The organism is Shewanella morhuae (assembly GCF_003028295.1).
GTDB classification, from domain to species: Bacteria; Pseudomonadota; Gammaproteobacteria; order Enterobacterales; family Shewanellaceae; genus Shewanella; species Shewanella morhuae.
This window is the reverse complement of record NZ_PYSG01000002.1, coordinates 1,098,732-1,112,263: the sequence shown is the minus strand read 5'-3', so window position 1 is coordinate 1,112,263 and position 13,532 is coordinate 1,098,732. Positions and strand designations below refer to the sequence as shown.

10 protein-coding genes and 6 tRNA genes are annotated in these 13,532 nt (G+C 43.5%); 8 read left to right on the top strand and 8 right to left on the bottom strand.

Annotated elements, in window-relative coordinates:
• The first annotated feature begins 128 nt into the window (after nucleotides 1–128).
• On the top strand, nucleotides 129–518 hold the full coding sequence (locus tag C9I43_RS05425) for a MerR family transcriptional regulator (RefSeq protein ID WP_076501777.1): 390 nt from the start codon (nucleotides 129–131) through the stop codon (nucleotides 516–518).
• On the opposite strand, the gene C9I43_RS05420 is transcribed toward C9I43_RS05425, so the two are convergent.
• Together C9I43_RS05420 and C9I43_RS05415 are read right to left on the bottom strand one after the other, a co-directional pair.
• Nucleotides 488–1,759 carry a tyrosine-type recombinase/integrase gene (locus tag C9I43_RS05420; RefSeq protein ID WP_107882568.1) on the bottom strand — a complete coding sequence of 424 codons (1,272 nt, stop codon included), beginning with the start codon at nucleotides 1,757–1,759 and terminating at the stop codon, nucleotides 488–490. The two genes, C9I43_RS05425 and C9I43_RS05420, sit on opposite strands and share 31 nt — an antisense overlap.
• Before the next feature lie 87 nt (nucleotides 1,760–1,846).
• A tRNA-Ser gene (locus C9I43_RS05415) sits at nucleotides 1,847–1,937 on the bottom strand.
• A gap of 221 nt (nucleotides 1,938–2,158) precedes the next feature.
• On the opposite strand from C9I43_RS05415, the gene C9I43_RS05410 reads away from it, so the two are divergent.
• Entirely contained in the window at nucleotides 2,159–3,892 is a 1,734-nt protein-coding gene (locus tag C9I43_RS05410; protein ID WP_076502277.1) for an AAA family ATPase, read from the top strand.
• A 74-nt stretch (nucleotides 3,893–3,966) separates the two neighbouring features.
• Complete coding sequence (fabA, locus tag C9I43_RS05405) at nucleotides 3,967–4,482, top strand: bifunctional 3-hydroxydecanoyl-ACP dehydratase/trans-2-decenoyl-ACP isomerase (protein WP_076502275.1); 516 nt, start codon at nucleotides 3,967–3,969, stop codon at nucleotides 4,480–4,482.
• A gap of 112 nt (nucleotides 4,483–4,594) precedes the next feature.
• On the opposite strand, the gene rmf is transcribed toward fabA, so the two are convergent.
• The 5 genes from rmf to rlmKL all read right to left on the bottom strand — a co-directional run bounded on the left by rmf (nucleotide 4,595) and on the right by rlmKL (nucleotide 11,120).
• Complete coding sequence (gene rmf, locus C9I43_RS05400; RefSeq protein WP_006082074.1) at nucleotides 4,595–4,771, bottom strand: ribosome modulation factor; 177 nt, start codon at nucleotides 4,769–4,771, stop codon at nucleotides 4,595–4,597.
• A gap of 187 nt (nucleotides 4,772–4,958) precedes the next feature.
• Nucleotides 4,959–6,788 (bottom strand): DUF3466 family protein, encoded by a 1,830-nt coding sequence (locus tag C9I43_RS05395; protein ID WP_076502274.1) that lies wholly within the window; start codon nucleotides 6,786–6,788, stop codon nucleotides 4,959–4,961.
• Between the two features lie 28 nt (nucleotides 6,789–6,816).
• Nucleotides 6,817–8,742 carry an ABC transporter ATP-binding protein gene (locus C9I43_RS05390; protein ID WP_107882566.1) on the bottom strand — a complete coding sequence of 642 codons (1,926 nt, stop codon included), beginning with the start codon at nucleotides 8,740–8,742 and terminating at the stop codon, nucleotides 6,817–6,819.
• Nucleotide 8,743: 1 nt separating this feature from the next.
• On the bottom strand, nucleotides 8,744–8,998 hold the full coding sequence (locus tag C9I43_RS05385; RefSeq protein ID WP_107882564.1) for a glutaredoxin family protein: 255 nt from the start codon (nucleotides 8,996–8,998) through the stop codon (nucleotides 8,744–8,746).
• Nucleotides 8,991–11,120: a bifunctional 23S rRNA (guanine(2069)-N(7))-methyltransferase RlmK/23S rRNA (guanine(2445)-N(2))-methyltransferase RlmL gene (rlmKL, locus tag C9I43_RS05380; protein ID WP_107882563.1), complete on the bottom strand. Its 2,130-nt coding sequence runs from the start codon at nucleotides 11,118–11,120 to the stop codon at nucleotides 8,991–8,993. Before rlmKL ends, C9I43_RS05385 begins: the two co-directional genes overlap by 8 nt.
• Before the next feature lie 256 nt (nucleotides 11,121–11,376).
• On the opposite strand from rlmKL, the gene C9I43_RS05375 reads away from it, so the two are divergent.
• The 5 genes from C9I43_RS05375 (at nucleotide 11,377) to C9I43_RS05355 (ending at nucleotide 12,040) form a co-directional block, all read left to right on the top strand.
• Nucleotides 11,377–11,453: transfer RNA gene (locus C9I43_RS05375), tRNA-Met, on the top strand.
• Between the two features lie 40 nt (nucleotides 11,454–11,493).
• A tRNA-Met gene (locus C9I43_RS05370) sits at nucleotides 11,494–11,570 on the top strand.
• A 145-nt stretch (nucleotides 11,571–11,715) separates the two neighbouring features.
• Nucleotides 11,716–11,792, top strand: a tRNA-Met gene (locus tag C9I43_RS05365).
• Between the two features lie 47 nt (nucleotides 11,793–11,839).
• Nucleotides 11,840–11,916, top strand: a tRNA-Met gene (locus C9I43_RS05360).
• Nucleotides 11,917–11,963: 47 nt separating this feature from the next.
• A tRNA-Met gene (locus C9I43_RS05355) sits at nucleotides 11,964–12,040 on the top strand.
• Between the two features lie 884 nt (nucleotides 12,041–12,924).
• On the opposite strand, the gene recR is transcribed toward C9I43_RS05355, so the two are convergent.
• Nucleotides 12,925–13,524: a recombination mediator RecR gene (gene recR / locus C9I43_RS05350; protein ID WP_107882561.1), complete on the bottom strand. Its 600-nt coding sequence runs from the start codon at nucleotides 13,522–13,524 to the stop codon at nucleotides 12,925–12,927.
• Nucleotides 13,525–13,532: the final 8 nt, after the last annotated feature.

Below are 13,532 nucleotides of genomic sequence, written 5' to 3'. Positions count from 1 at the left end.
AATAGCCAGAGTGGTAACAATTATAATCATTAACACCATGATTAATAGCTAAAAAATACAGATGTGCGAGCCATTTTATGTTATTTGTGCTAGTTTAATCCTTCCAGTAACAAGAAGGTCAATCTGAAATGAAGATCAATGATGCAGCTAAACGATCGAGCATTAATAGCAAAACCATTCGCTACTATGAAGAAGTGGGATTATTACCACCAACGAGCCGCAATGCCAATGGCTACCGAGAATACAGTGAGGTAGATATTGAAAGATTGATTTTTATTCGGCGTTGTCGTGAATTACAAATTCCAATAAAAGAGCTGATGATCCTCGTCGATGTGCAAATAGATCAGCAATCATCCTGCCTAGAAGTGGATGACATTATCCTCAAGCAACTTGAAAAAGTACGCGATAGAATTAAAGAACTGCAGCAACTAGAAAAAACGCTCAACAAACTGGCTCATTCTTGCCAATTTGATACCGTTTCTCAATGTCAGATTTTACAGAAACTAAGTGAAAAATAAATAATTAGCCCAGAACACACATTAATGTCTTTACCATAACGGCTGTAGGTGATGTTTGGATTCGCGTGGCCAACAAGCTGCGCCACGATATGCTCGCTAATATCTAATTGCTTCATGCTGTCGATAAAGGTGTGCCTGAATGAGTAGGCTGTAGGGCGTGCATTAGGTTTCATGCCTATCTTTGTTTGTAACGTTGAAAGCTGTTTACAGTATTGATATGACCAGTCTTCCGTCTGCCCGACTTGCTTATAACCAAACAGCTGACCATTTGTGTGTGCCCTGCTAGCAACAAAGGCCATAAAGCCGCGTTTCAATAAATTGGCGTGTATCGGCACTTCCCTCACCGCATTGATGTTTTTAAGGCGCTGACCTTGACCCCCTTCACTGATTGCAATATACGTTGAGTCATTTACCGATTTAATGTCGCTAATACGCAACTGGCACGCTTCTGACGGTCTTAAGCCACTATAGAGCATCAGCACCGTCACACACTTAAAGTCGTCGTCACTGGCGCGGTACTCTGCACTATCAAATAAGCGCTTAAGCTCCAGCGTTGACCATCTGTCCCTTGCATCGCTCGCCTTTGCTTTCGGCTTTTGCCCTATCGTCACACTTTCAAATGGGTTTTGAGTGCAATAGTTCATTAATTTGCACCACTTGAAGAATTGAAATGTGGCGGCTAAGTACTCTTTATTACTTTTATAGCTGCGACCTTGCGTTAATAACGTATCACGATACTGCATCGCATCGGCACTGGTGATGTGGGTGACCTGAGTAGCGGAAGTAAATGTGATGAAGTGTTCAATGCGTTGGGTCAGTTGCTTTACCGACAATAAACGAATGCCCGCCTTGTGTTTTGACGCGACAAACTGCGTGAGTGCCTCGTTGAAGCAGATTTGAGGTTTGAGCGGAATAACCTCAACCTCGCGCGCAGGCGTTAATTTGCTCTGCCGTTGAGGAATTAACGAGCTAGGACGGTCTATTTGCGCGAATTGCGTGCGTAGCTGATTAATCACCTCATCAACGTAACGAATAAAATCATTAATGCGTGTGTGCTCATCAATCGATTTAATCAGTTTTTTGAGGGTTCCAGCGACATCAATGTTACGAATAACCGCTTCAGAGCGGTCACGAGTTAATAATGAGACTTTAACGTCAAAGGGAAAGCCCTTGTCACGTAAGGATTTGGCTAAACAGATACGTGTGAAGTACACGTTGTTGGGGGCGCGATAAAGATACATTGTCTGAGTCAATCCTTATGGAGAGTCTCTCAAACGCCACAAACAAAAGAAGCCGTTGATAATCAACGGCTTCTTTCGTATTTAATATGGCGGAGGAGTAGGGATTTGAACCCTAGGTGGGCTATAAACCCACGCCGGTTTTCAAGACCGGTGCATTAAACCACTCTGCCACCCCTCCGAACGAGCGAAATAATATAAGTATCGGAGAGTATTGTAAACCTCAATTTAAAATTATTGAATCAAATGCTCATCTTATGCTCAGCTCGATGTTTTTTACGGCAAATTATTCACTAACTTTGGTGAATAATCGACAAAACAGGCACAAAAATATCTATACAGTGAGAGACTTGTCGTTTGGGTATGGTAAAATCAGACTAACTTTTCATGGTAAATGCTTATATGAATTCACTCTTGATACCCACGTCTTCACTCGCACCTGAATTTAGCCTGCCACCTCTTTCTGAAACGGCTGCCAATCTAAGCGCATTACTCTTAGGCCAAGAACGCGCTGTGGATGCGTTTAAACTGCACCATGCCATTATTGACCAGCAGCTTTACTTGGCCGATTATCCCGGCATTGACCGCCAGTTAATGATCCAAGCCTGCGTTAATAGTCTGACAGCCTTGCCTGCAACGTATCTAGTGGCACACAGCCAGATTGATAACTCGGTAAAATTTCAATGGCAATTAGATAAACCGCTAGATAATGAAAAAGTAATTACCGAAAAAACGATTAACTATCGTTATCTAAGCGGTAATATTCGTCGCGTTGATCTCATAGGCCGAATGCAACAAACAGGGACCACGAGTCAATATCAAGCAGGCGCTCTGGCACAGTGTCATTATGTGTTTATTTGTGCCGAATCGCTGTGGAAACGTGAAAGTTTGTGGGATTTAGTGATGCAAATTCTCACGCATAAACAATACCAAATCAGCAATACCTTAAGCCCTATTCCACTAAATTGTAAAATTGTCTTAGTGGGCGCAGGGATGATTTATAGTCAAGTAAGAACGGAAGATTGGCAATTTCAACGTCATTTTACGCTGTTAGCGGAACTCGCCAGTGAAATAGATTTGATCCGGTACAAGGAATCACAATACGTTGCATGGCTACAAGCTGTTGCCCAAAGTATTGATGTTACTTTAGAACAATCGAGTTTAGCGCCACTATTCAGTTACAGTACACGATTAACCGAGCACCAGCGTCGTCTCAGTTTGTCTATGCTCGAGTTTGCTCAACTGATGGCGCAGGCTAAGGCATATAGCGGCAAAACAAGTATCGATGCCAACAGTATTGAACACGCGTTAATCCAAGCCAACTATCGCCATAATAGTTCTGAAGAATATTCGGGCCAAAGCTTCGATGACAACTTCATCAATCTGCCAACGTCAGGGGCTATGGTGGGCCAAATTAATGGCCTGACCGTGATCGATGCTATCGATTACAGTTATGGTGAACCAGCGCGTATCACCGCTTCAGTCCACTATGGCGATGGCGAAGTGGCCGATATTGAAAGAAAATCTGAACTTGGCGGTAATATACATGCCAAAGGAATGATGATCCTCTCAGCCTGTTTGTACCGTATTTTTGGACGAGACGCACCATTACACCTAAATGCAAATATCGTTTTTGAGCAGTCCTATCAAGAAATTGATGGTGATAGCGCATCACTCGCTGAATACTGCTGTTTAATGTCTGCCATTGCCGAACAACCGATTATTCAGTCACTGGCGATTACCGGCGCATTGGATCAGTTTGGTAATGTACAAGCGATTGGTGGTATCAACGAGAAAATTGAAGGTTTCTTTAATCTGTGCGAAAGACGCGGTTTGACGGGCGAGCAAGGTGTAATTATGCCAAAATCGAACACATTACAGCTTAATCTTCATCCCAAAGTGATTACTGCTGTAGGTAAAGGCTTATTTCATATCTATGCTATTGAACATATGGATCAGGCGGTTGAACTTTTAATGCAAATGCCTGCGGGTGTCGCCGATGAAGATAATGATTTTCCACACGATTCATTATATGGCCTAGTGCAAGAACGATTAGATAAACTTGCAGGGAATGGTGAAGAGGAAATCGGCTTAATCACGAGATTACTCGCAAAATTAGGATTTTTTCGCCGCTAATTAGCTGATCGGAGTTGTTTAGCTTACACGTGTTCGCTAATCTTGGCCCCTCTTATTGCTGGAGTAGTAAAATAATGAATAAAGCAAACAGTTTCAATAAAGAAGAACTCATCGCCTGCGGCCATGGGAAATTATTTGGTCCAAACTCACCCCGTCTTCCTGTCGATAATATGCTGATGATAGATAGAATCGTCACCATCAATGATAATGGCGGTGAATTTGGCAAAGGTGAAATTGTCGCTGAACTCGATATTAATCCAGACTTATGGTTTTTTGACTGCCACTTTATTACCGATCCCGTTATGCCAGGTTGTTTAGGTCTAGATGCTATGTGGCAGTTAGTTGGTTTCTATTTAGGCTGGGAAGGAGCTGAAGGTAAAGGTCGTGCGCTCGGCGTAGGTGAAGTGAAGTTTACTGGACAAGTATTGCCTGGTGCAAAAAAAGTAACTTATAAGCTCAATATCAAGCGCACTATTCACCGTAAGTTGGTTATGGGTATAGCTGACGCGGTTCTCGAAGTCGATGGACGCCAGATTTATAGCGCTACAGATCTTAAAGTTGGTGTATTTAGCGACACTTCTACGTTTTAATCTTTTGTCTACTGTATCAGCTTTAATACAAATGAAATTGCCCTCAACTGAGGGCAATATGCTGCATTACTTTGCGTGTTCTGGACTATTTAATTAATGAGATTTGGCTCACTTATTTATTAAATAGCCCATTAACTCGGCCATCCACACCTTCACGCCAACCACCTAACCACTGCGATCGCGAATCAAGATTTGCATAAGGACAGAGCTCCTTAGAGCGCCCACCCACACCAGCTTGGAATCCTTTTGAAAAAGCTCTGTCTAAACGATCTCGTTTTTGTCTTTTCATGCAAGCGTCCTCTGTTCTACATAAAATAGAAGCAAAAGCTTCACCCATAGGAATAGTGCTTTTTGACGTTAAGATCAATCAAAAAATAGGCTATCGTGCTGACTATTTATTAAGCTACTGAGATCTTAGTGAAAAAAAATCGAGGCATTTTGCCTCGATTTTTTTAGTCTGAATTGAAACTTAAAAGTTAACGAGTTCGGCGACGGAACCATACTAAAGGTAATGCCAACAACCATGCTAAAGTTGCAGCGCCTTTACGCTCATAATTCCCCGTGTCGGTATTTTCTTTCACTGTGCAAGCCTCGCCACTTGTTGCAGGTTTAAGTACAACCATACGTGGGATATAGGCTGTTACCGGATCGCCATTTCCATTTAACTCAAACAACGGCAAGCCATTATCACCAATAATCACTTTACCATCTTTATCAAATTGATAAGCAGGTTTACGAATAAAAGCCGTACCGACAATCGTTCCTTCTTCGTTGATGCTAGCACCTTCAACAACGACGATATCGGCATTATATTGCAGCTGCTTCCCCGAACCGTCCTGTATTTCTACCTGATGACGAGTCCAATTTCCATCACTATTTTTCTCGTAACCCTTAGATTCACAGGTCAGTAATGTATTAAGGTTACTGAACTCATCTGTTGGCTTATCATACAAAAAGCCCGCTTTTGGACGCGGTTTTTCTTTGTCGTACGTGGTTTCAATATAACCAACCACTTGGCCTTTATTATTGATACTCTTTGCTTTACTTGAAAGATCACTGGTTTTTGCCGCAAAGTCGTTTGGCGTTACTATGACAGCATCTGCTTGAGTTGAGTCATAATAGAAGAACTTATCCCGTGCATAACCTTGTAGGTAACTACGATAGCTTCCCACCACGAGACCGTTATCATTAATAGCATAAGCTGTAGAACTTAATACTTCATTATCGCGCACTGGGATCCAGTGATATTGATATTCACCATTGGCGTCTTTAGCCCAATAAGCTGCATCTTGGCGTAAATTTTTTGTATCACCATAACGGTAAATGTGCGAGCGCCCAACGGCGACACCGGCATTATTTAACCCAACGGCTTGAGCGGTAAAGGTAAACGTATTATCTTTGTCAGGTGTTAATCCTAAAGGTAATTCAGTTCCTGTCGCGATATTATTATCAATTTGCCATACATAAGCACGGGTTTGATATTGAATATTACGTGTCCCTGAAGCATTAGGATATTGCTCACGTTGCACACAAACATCCAACGGCAAGGTATTATCTGTCCCTAAACAATAACTCACACGATCGCTGCCGTACTTGCTGATAGCAGTACTCGCATAACCCGCAACTAAATTATTGTTATTTACCGCAGATGCTGCTGACCAACCGCCAAGCTCAACCGTTTTATCATCCTTAACAAATTGCGTATAAGGAGGGATTAATGGAATTTCAGTGTCACCTAGTTTGGCAATACCGCGAAATTCATAGTCACGGTAATACCAGTAATCATCAGCCACATTCGTTGTCGCAGTATTTTCGACTTTCTTTTCAGGCGCAGTCATATTACCGACTTTGACGCCGGCATCATTGATACCATAGTAAAATGTATCAACCGAGTTAATGACTGCGGTATCACTTGGCGGTGTAGCGCCATTAATACTATCAAAAGTCGGTAACCAAGCTCCTGCTGCTCCATTTTGCGCGGCAGTAAAGACAAAGTTATTCGCAACTATTGCCTCGGTAATTGAATAGGTGATGGTTTCTTCGGGAGCGATGCCATCTTCAATATCAATGATACCATCTTCTACATCAGAAGTGCTGAGCTTTTTCTTACCCTTAGAAATACCGACTAATTCGTCATTGGCATTGACGCCTAAAGCATAACCATTACGCGTGCCTTCAAGAGTGCCGAGTAAATCATAGTTATCTAGGTTAACAATTTCATACACTGGTGCAGCATGGGCACTATTCAATACACCAAGGACACCTAAGGCTACCAAGGAAAGGGCTTTATCCAACTTTGACTTCATTAATTCTATTCCCATTTTTATTATTGGTTTACTTCAATGACTCAAGCTCTTCCCATCGCTCGAAGCAAACTTCCAATTGCTTTTCTTTATCAGCTAACTGGCTCAGCACTTGATTCACTTTATCCTGTGTCTGGCTATAGAAGTTTGCATGACCAATTGTGGTTTGCAGCGCGAGAATATCTGCTTCTAGCTGCTCCATCATACTGGGTAATGACTCTAACTCACGTTGTAACTTATATGACAATTTTTTTACTGCTGGAGCAGACTGAGTAAGCTTAACTTCTACTGGTTTTGTTTCAACCGTAGGAGCTTCGACCGCCTTTTGTGCACTAGGTTCCTCAGAATAAAATTTTGCCCCTTGGTTCACCGCATCTTGGTAGCCACCCACATACTCGCTCCAAGCGCCATTACCGGCATACCACCAACTACTGGTGACGGTGTTATCGATAAATGCCCTATCGTGGCTCACGAGTAAAAGCGTGCCTTGGTACTCAGTCAGCAATGATTCTAATAATTCTAGGGTCTCGATATCAAGATCGTTAGTTGGTTCGTCGAGTATGATTAAGTTTGCTGGACGAATTAATAATTTAGCCAACAACAGGCGGTTTTTCTCGCCACCCGACAGTGCTTTTACCGGAGTTCTAGCACGCATTGGTGAGAACAAAAAGTCCTGTAAATAACTTAAGATATGACGGTCTTGACCATTAATCGTGATGGTCTTTTTACCTTCACCAACGTTTTCTTCAACGGTTTGCTCAGGATCTAATGCCTCACGATATTGGTCGAAATAAGCGATATCTAACTTAGTTCCAACTTTAATCTCGCCAGATTGTGGCTGTAACTTCTCGATTAATAGTTTAATCAACGTCGATTTACCACAACCGTTCGGACCAATCAGCGCAATACGGTCACCACGGATCACTGTGGTATTGAAATTCTTAACTAGGTTTTTGTCCGGTAAATTGAAGTTTAGATCTTTAACATCAAATACTAACTTACCTGAACGCTCAGTATCCGACACCGCCATTTTAGCGTTACCTTGGCGATTCAAACGCTCACTACGCTCATCACGTAACGCTTTAAGCGCGCGTACCCGACCTTCGTTACGGGTACGGCGTGCTTTAACACCTTGACGGATCCATACTTCTTCATCGGCTAGGCGTTTGTCAAACAAAGCATTTTTTTCAGCTTCGACACGTAGCCATTCTTGCTTACCATCAAGATACGCTTGATAGTTGCCCGGCCATGACGTCACAACGCCACGGTCTAAATCGACAATACGTGTCGCCATACGGGCAATAAAGCCCCTATCATGGCTGATAAACACAATAGCACCTTGATAATCAAGTAAAAACTTTTCAAGCCACTCAATGGTATCTATGTCTAAATGGTTAGTCGGCTCATCGAGTAACAGTAAATCAGGCTCACTGACCAATGCTCTTGCTAAGGCCACCTTACGTTGCCAACCACCCGATAACTCACTTAATAATTTGTCGGGATCTAGACTTAATAACTCACAATTTTGTTGAATACGTGAATCTAACTGCCAACCGTTGTAGTGATCTAATGTCTCTTGCAGGCCTTGCATCTCATTAAGCATACGATCCATTTGCTCAGGCGAAGCATGGGCAACATCATGAGACAATTGATGATAACGCTCAAGCGCCTGTCCGACTTCTTTTAAGCCCGCAGCAATATAAGCGTATACAGTACCTTGCTCGGCTTTTGGGGGATCTTGCTGTAGGCGGCTAACAGTAACATTACCAGCGATGTTAAATTCGCCTTCATCCAGTAACACATCACCAGACAACACCTTTAATAAACTCGACTTGCCAGCACCATTACGGCCAACAATACACACGCGCTCACCGCGTTGAATAGTAAAATCCGCTTTTTGTAATAACGGAGTATAACCATAGGCTAAAGAGCCACTATTGATACGAACCAGACTCAAACTAAGCTCCTGTAAACTCTTGTAATTGCGTTGCGTTAAATGGCCACTGTAACTCGTTATCGTTCCAGGCTTTTAGCACAGGAATCGATACGCCATAACGCTGCGCGAGGTATGCATCATCACATATATCGATGGCATGATAGTTAATGTCGGCCGCGTCCAGTAACGCCGCGGCCAGTTCACACAGATGGCAACCGTCGGTGTGATATAGCAGATAAGGCCTGTTATCTAACTCTGTTTGAGTCAACTCAGGCATGGGTTAGCAACCAGGTGTTATGGATATGCGGGTTGCGTTTGTAATCCATCGGTAACGTGATGTCATCAATGTTAGTCACCTTGATATTCATCTTTGTCAGTGTCTCTATGTCCATCTTAAACTTGCGTTTATTGTTAGAGAACACTAACTCACCTGTTGGACTAAGCAGTTTGACTAAAGATGCCAGCAAATTCACATGATCGCGCTGTACATCAAAGGAGTCTTCCATCCTTTTAGAGTTAGAAAACGTCGGTGGATCGATAAAAATCAGATCGTATTGCTCACGACAATCTCTAATCCACTGCATGCAATCAGATTGCACAAACTCATATTGTTTGCCTTGCAAACCATTGAGTGCAAAGTTGTCCTTTGCCCATGCGATATAAGTATTTGACATATCGACGGTTGTTACTGATTTAGCACCGCCAAGCGCCGCATGCACAGAAGCAGAACCGGTATAAGAAAACAAATTAAGTACGCGGCGCCCCTTAGATTTTTGTCCCACTAAACGACGTGTTAAGCGGTGATCGAGGAACAAACCTGTATCCAAATAACCCGTTAAGTTCAATTTGAACTTAGCGCCATATTCAGTGGTAATGAGCTCTAATTTACGCTCATCCAACTTTTGATACTGACTTGCACCCTTTTGACGCTCACGAGTCTTCATGATCATCTTGTTCGGGTTGATGCCAATCGCCGACGGCAGTGCCAGTAATACATCGCTTAAGCGACGTTTAGTTACAGCTTCAGGTATGGTCGCTGGCGCCATATATTCTTGAATAATCACGTAATCTAGATATTTATCTACCGCGACATTATATTCAGGAATATCAGCATCATAAATACGATAGCTATCGATACCTTCTTTTTGAGCCCATTTTTCTAGTAGCTTGGCATTCTTTTTAATGCGGTTAGCAAACGCAGGGGCGATATCGGCAATGTCTACGCCATCGGGTAGCACAGGTGTGTCGCGACGCGTACTGTTGGCATGCAAGGTATAAATGTTAAATACGCATTCTAATGCGCCGTTGAACATCTTCATCTGTTTATCAGCTTTAAGCTTGAGTGATGAAATCAGTTCAATATCGCTACATAGCATGGCCACTTTCCAGCCGCCAAACTCTTTTTTAAACTTGTCACCGAGCTGATAGTACAATTGCAATAACTCAGACACATTACCTAAACGCTCACCATAAGGTGGGTTAGTGATCAAGTATCCCGTTGCGGCAGGAGGCTCTATCGTCAACGCATCGGCGACTTTAAAATCAATTAATTGCAGTACGCCAGCATTTTCAGCGTTACGTTTGGCAACGCCAATTAAATGCGCATCAACATCTGATCCATAAAATTTAATGCCACAACGTTCAAGGCCTACTGAAGCACGTGCTTTGGCTTCTTCAACCACGTTTTGCCACACGGCTTTATCATGGCGACGCCAGTGCTCAAAACCAAAACGACTGCGCTGTAAACCGGGGGCAATATCCGCTGCCATTAACGCCGCTTCAATTAGCACAGTACCGCTACCACAAAAAGGATCGAGCAACGTCGAAGGCGCTGCTTGCCAGCCACTGCGCACTAGCATATTGGCAGCTAAATTTTCCTTTAAGGGCGCCTCACCCGTAGTTGAACGATAACCACGTTGATGTAACGATGGACCTGAAAAGTTTATCGCGATGGTGATCACGCCATTACGGAAATGCGCATCAATCTTAAAGTCAGCGTCAACGCGTGACACGTTTGGACGTTCGATATCATCGTCACGAAAACGGTCAACCACCGCATCCTTAATCTTTAAAGCACCAAACTGGGTATTATTGATAAAGCCACCCGTACCATGAAAATCGATACTAAAAGTGCATTTATTCGAAAAATGTGCAGGCCAGTCGACACAATAGGCTGCGTTATAGAGTTGCTCTGCCGACTCGCAGCTACCTTTATAGATAACCAGCACAATACGGCTGGCTAAGCGTGTCCATAAAGTAATACGATACGCTAAAGCTAAAGGTGCGGTGAAATATACACCTGCAACACTCTCTTTTACTTCAGTCGCACCAAATTCTATCAGCTCTTGGGCTAAGCTATATTCAAAGCCCTTAGGGGCGGCAGCAAAAAAATTAAGCATGGGATATCAGTACGCAGTCAAAATCAAAGCGACATTATACCTGCTCGGATACATAAAAGATAAACAGTTATTAAGCAATGCCCCATTTAGTCACGGTCTTGACCCAAGATCATCGATGAAAAATCGCCAACTTATATTCAAATCGTATAAAAGCCCCCCACCTCGCTTTATATTTAAGCGTTCACCACCTTTTTCAATCTTCGTCCTTGCATTGCCAACGCTCTGCCGTTATAGTCTGCCCCGCTTTGAAGACGGACGCGGGATGGAGCAGCATGGTAGCTCGTCGGGCTCATAACCCGAAGGTCGTAGGTTCAAATCCTGCTCCCGCAACCATTTCAAAGCAAATAGTAAAGTAATACAGATAGATATCGGACGCGGGATGGAGCAGTATGGTAGCTCGTCGGGCTCATAACCCGAAGGTCGTCGGTTCAAATCCGGCTCCCGCAACCACTTTCTATATGTGTTTATAATGAGAAATAGCTTATCGGGCTCAACTCTTTATAAACAACAGGCGAAGGTAGCAGGTTTAAATCCAGCTTCCGTTACCTATTCTTAGATGACAGAATTAAAACAGTAATCAACAGCAATAATCGGACGCGGGATGGAGCAGTATGGTAGCTCGTCGGGCTCATAACCCGAAGGTCGTCGGTTCAAATCCGGCTCCCGCAACCAATTCTTAGATGACAGAATTAAAACAGTAATCAACAGCAACAATCGGACGCGGGATGGAGCAGTATGGTAGCTCGTCGGGCTCATAACCCGAAGGTCGTCGGTTCAAATCCGGCTCCCGCAACCAATTCTTAGATGACAGAATTAAAACAGTAATCAACAGCAACAATCGGACGCGGGATGGAGCAGTATGGTAGCTCGTCGGGCTCATAACCCGAAGGTCGTCGGTTCAAATCCGGCTCCCGCAACCAATTCTCTTTATAGAAGAGTCAATCAACCAGCATAAGCTGGTTTTTTTGTACCTCAAACCCGCAGAAAATACAGACTAGCGCAATATGTTAGCTCATCTGGCTCAACGCTTTATAAACAACTGGCGAAGGTCGTCGGTTCAAATCCGGCTCCCGCAACCAATTCTCTTTATAGAAGAGTCAATCAACCAGCATAAGCTGGTTTTTTTGTACCTCAAACCCGCAGAAAATACAGACTAGCGCAATATGTTAGCTCATCTGGCTCAACGCTTTATAAACAACTGGCGAAGGTCGTCGGTTCAAATCCGGCTCCCGCACAACCAATTCTCTTTATAGAAGAGTCAATCAACCAGCATAAGCTGGTTTTTTTGTACCTCAAACCCGCAGAAAATACAGACTAGCGCAACCCGCACAACCAATTCTCTTTATAGAAGAGTCAATCAACCAGCATAAGCTGGTTTTTTTGCACCTAAAATCCGCAGGGAATGCAGATTAGCGCAATATGCTAGATCATCGGGCTCAACGCTTTATTATTTGGCTCCGTGATGCCGCGATTAGCAATATACATAACGCTTCAATCCAAGCCCCATTGCGCTCACCTTCCACCAGCTAATATCTGCAAACAGAGCAGCCGCCTATTGAAGTAGAGGTGTTTTTTTGGATATCAAACTGACTATGAAACCAATTGTAGGCAACAGCATTAAATTAAATTGAGAGCCAAACCTTTCGACCAATATCGCTACGTTTATGTTGAAATATCAGGCAAATAAAAACCCGCTCAAGATCAGCTCTTGGCGGGCTTAGACGATCAACATTATCACTACCATTGAATTAGCCGCTTTAATCATTTTACTTTAACGATATCAAGTGACTATATTATTTAATGGTTAGAGCGGCAGTCGTCCATTAAATGACAGTGCTAAGGTAGTGCTATCCACATATTCAAGCTCACCCCCCACAGGGACGCCGTGAGCAATGCGACTAATTATAACCTTGTGGCGTCTGGCCATATCAGCAATAAAATGCGCTGTTGCCTCACCTTCTACTGTCGGATTGGTCGCCAAAATCAGTTCAGCCACATCGCCCGAGGCCAAATGGCGCTCCAGCAAAGCTAGACCTAACTCTTCTGGCCCTACACCATCGAGGGGTGATAAATGACCTAAAAGCACAAAGTAGCGACCGGTGAAATGTCCACCCGCCTCAATAGCTAACACGTCGGCTGGTGTTTCTACCACACAAATAGTGGCGGATATTCCGCGTTTATGGCTAGCACAAATTGGACAGAGGGTTTCTTCAGTGTAGGTTCGGCAAGACTGACAATGGCCAACGTCACTCATTGCGCTGGACAGTGCACTGGCTAATTTAAGCCCTGCTTTTCGGTCACGCTCGAGCAATTGAAACGCCATACGTTGCGCCGATTTAGGCCCAACCCCAGGTAAACAACGCAGCGACTGAATTAACTCATCTAACAGTGGACTAAATTTCATCGGCTATC